We start from the raw sequence: 2,710 nt of genomic DNA, 5'->3' as shown, positions 1-2,710 counted from the left end.
CAGCAGAAGACGACATTTCACGACGTGTTGTCACAATAATATGTGGGTCGATCCAGACACGAATAGAAATCATATCGTCACAATGAGCGTGCTGATTGTGATTGATGCCACGTAAGGACATCAGCAAACCATTGTTTATTGACGTCGTGCGTGGGCGTGTTTCATTTTCCAATAAGGCATTGGCAATAACGCTGTCCAGCCCAGACTGCTCAAGTAACCAGCGTTCGGCATCAGGATGAGTATAGTCAAAATGCAACCAGAGCACACCATGATCAGCTTGCCATGCCGGCAGATCCGTCTCATTCAGTTCGCTGCTTCCACCTTGACCATCCAGTAAATGTGCAAAAGCTAAACCTGATGAATTGGACATAACACGGATATTCCCAAGCAATTGAAAAAGTGAGCTTAGCATAACAGGGGAGTGATAGAGCCAGACTAGAACTCAAAAAAAGTTATATCTTGAGACAATAAAAAAGGGAGCCAATGATGCCATTGACTCCCTTTAAAACTAAATAACTAAGGCTATTTAGCAAAGTGTTCTACTGAACAGATTTAACGCCAGTTGATAACCGATTTGTGCCGTTTGTGCATCATAACGACCACCATCACCTTCATCACGCATAAACGCATGCTCAGCATTAAACTCATGCCAGGTGAAGATAATATCGGTTGCTTTTAATTCCTGATAGATTTTCAGTAAACCATCTGCAGGCACATGGTTATCCTGCTTACCCCAAATCATTAATAACTCACCTTTGATGTCATCCAGGCGTTCCATGCTGTGCTGGCCTGGTTTGTTGGGGATTTTCTGAATATGTAAATCTGTGGCGTAGAAACACGCGGTGCCTTTGACTTCAGGTTGTAAAGCAGCACGGAAAGCAAGGTGACCACCAATGCAATAGCCCATGGCACCAATGTGACCGTTACACCATGGTTGTGTTTTGACGTACTCAATCATGGCGACGTTATCAGAGTCATAACCCTGAACATCTTTCGCTTCTTTATCTGCATTGCCTTTGTCACGACCAGCATCATCGTAGCCCAATACAGTGCCGATAGGATTCAGCTCATGAAAGACTTCTGGCACTAACACGGCATAACCGTGGCTGGCCATCAATCTTGCGGCACGTTCAATGGGGCCGGTTTGTTGAAAAATTTCAGAGTAGAACAAAATGACTGGGTAACTACCTTCACCTACCGGGCGGTGAATATAAGTACGCATCACGCCAGTAGGGGTATCAAGATCGACAAAGTGGCTTTGAATTTTCATAGTAGGCTCGCTAGATTGCTTGAATGTCTGAAGAACGAAAGCACGCTATTGTACAAGAACTTGTCTGCTTCATCATGGCTGACTTCAGCCGCAAATTTATTAGCATCATTTATTGTTTCTATTAGAGTGCATATCTTCAGATTGAAAAAGTGAAAAATAGTTAATTTTTAAAAAGTCAGGGTAAAAACCTCCCGAAGCGCCTAAGCACCGATTCATTTTTTATAACTGGTTTAATCTCTGTAATTTTAGGAATATTTCCTATATTTACTCTGTGCGATGCGTAGTAAATTTGCGTATCCTTATGTGAATTTTGTGAACATGCTCGCAGAGTTTACCCAGAACTTGTGACAAGCAATCTTACTGCAAACCATCAAAAACATAGGGTGTAGTTAATCTGGCAGCTTATCTAACAAGGGAAGCAGGCAATTGAGTGACATAGCCTTACACCATGAATCAGACGTGAGTATTCTGGGTAATTTTGAAGCAACACGTGACTCCATCGTCACCGACCTTTATCGTACACACAACAGCTGGTTAATGGGCTGGCTCCGCAAGAAAATCGGCTGTAGTTTTGATGCCGCTGATTTAATGCAAGATACCTTTTCCAAAATTTTGCAAAAAGAGGATCTGGGCAGCATCAAAGAACCACGAGCCTACCTGACCACAGTTGCACATGGCCTCATGGTCAACCATGTTCGACGCAAGGATATTGAAAGAGCTTATCTCGAGGCGTTGGAAAATATGCCCGAAGTTGACGTACCTTCACCTGAGTCTCTCAATATCATGGTAGAGACCTTAGCTAAAATAGATGAAATGCTGGATGGCTTACCTGAACGAGTTCGCAGTGCTTTTTTATGGTGTCAGCTGGAAGGGTTGTCACACGCCGAAATTGCTTCACGACTCTCAGTTTCAGTCAGCTCTGTTCGCCAGTACATCGCTAAAGCACTACTGCATTGTTTAAACCTGGATAACTAAAATGTTCTTTTATGGCTCATTCTAAGAAAGACGCGCTCTATGAAGCGACAAACTGGTTTGTTGAACTGACATCCGGTGAGGCGACAGATACAGATCGTAAAGAATGGCAAAGATGGTTAAATGCTTCACCAGAAAACAGACAGGCATGGGAACAAGTTGAAACCGTCACCAACTGTTTTATGGGGCTGGATTCAAAAACCAGTATTGCCGTATTAAACCGTCCGATTGATACCCGATATATCCAATCACAAGAACGTCGCCAGGTCATTAAAACACTGAGTTTGCTTATCGCTGCCGGTACAGCAGGCTGGTATGGCTATCAACAAAAACCATGGCAGGTTTTATTAGCAGACTATTCCACTGCCGTGGGGGAAATTAAACAGCTCGTCCTGGATGACGGCACGCAACTGGTCCTCAACACAGATACCAAACTATCTGTTCATTATGATGAACAAGTTCGTAACG

The 2,710-nt window shown here is 43.4% G+C and carries 4 protein-coding genes; 2 read left to right on the top strand and 2 right to left on the bottom strand.

Features of this window, described 5'->3' with window-relative positions:
• Positions 1-370, bottom strand: a 370-nt coding sequence (locus B4K20_RS03015; RefSeq protein ID WP_289281831.1) for a CorA family divalent cation transporter, incomplete at its 3' end; no start/stop codon positions are given.
• A gap of 156 nt (positions 371-526) precedes the next feature.
• Positions 527-1,270: a dienelactone hydrolase family protein gene (locus tag B4K20_RS03010; RefSeq protein ID WP_289281830.1), complete on the bottom strand. Its 744-nt coding sequence runs from the start codon at positions 1,268-1,270 to the stop codon at positions 527-529.
• Positions 1,271-1,735: 465 nt separating this feature from the next.
• Here B4K20_RS03010 and B4K20_RS03005 point away from each other — a divergent pair, with 465 nt between their 5' ends.
• Both B4K20_RS03005 and B4K20_RS03000 read left to right on the top strand, forming a co-directional pair.
• Positions 1,736-2,245, top strand: coding sequence for a sigma-70 family RNA polymerase sigma factor (locus B4K20_RS03005; RefSeq protein WP_339608439.1), 510 nt, complete (start codon positions 1,736-1,738; stop codon positions 2,243-2,245).
• Positions 2,246-2,256: 11 nt separating this feature from the next.
• Positions 2,257-2,710: DUF4880 domain-containing protein (locus B4K20_RS03000; protein ID WP_289281828.1), on the top strand; the 454-nt coding region annotated here is incomplete at its 3' end.

The organism is Methylophaga sp. UBA5088 (assembly GCF_002414625.1).
In the GTDB taxonomy this organism is placed as follows: Bacteria; Pseudomonadota; Gammaproteobacteria; order Nitrosococcales; family Methylophagaceae; genus Methylophaga; species Methylophaga marina.
This window is presented reverse-complemented; position numbering and strand designations above follow the sequence as displayed.

Coding starts and splice junctions, on each gene's coding strand:
- B4K20_RS03010 (WP_289281830.1), bottom strand. CDS start 1,270: ATGAAAATTCAAAGCCACTTTGTCGATCTTGATACCCCTACTGGCGTG.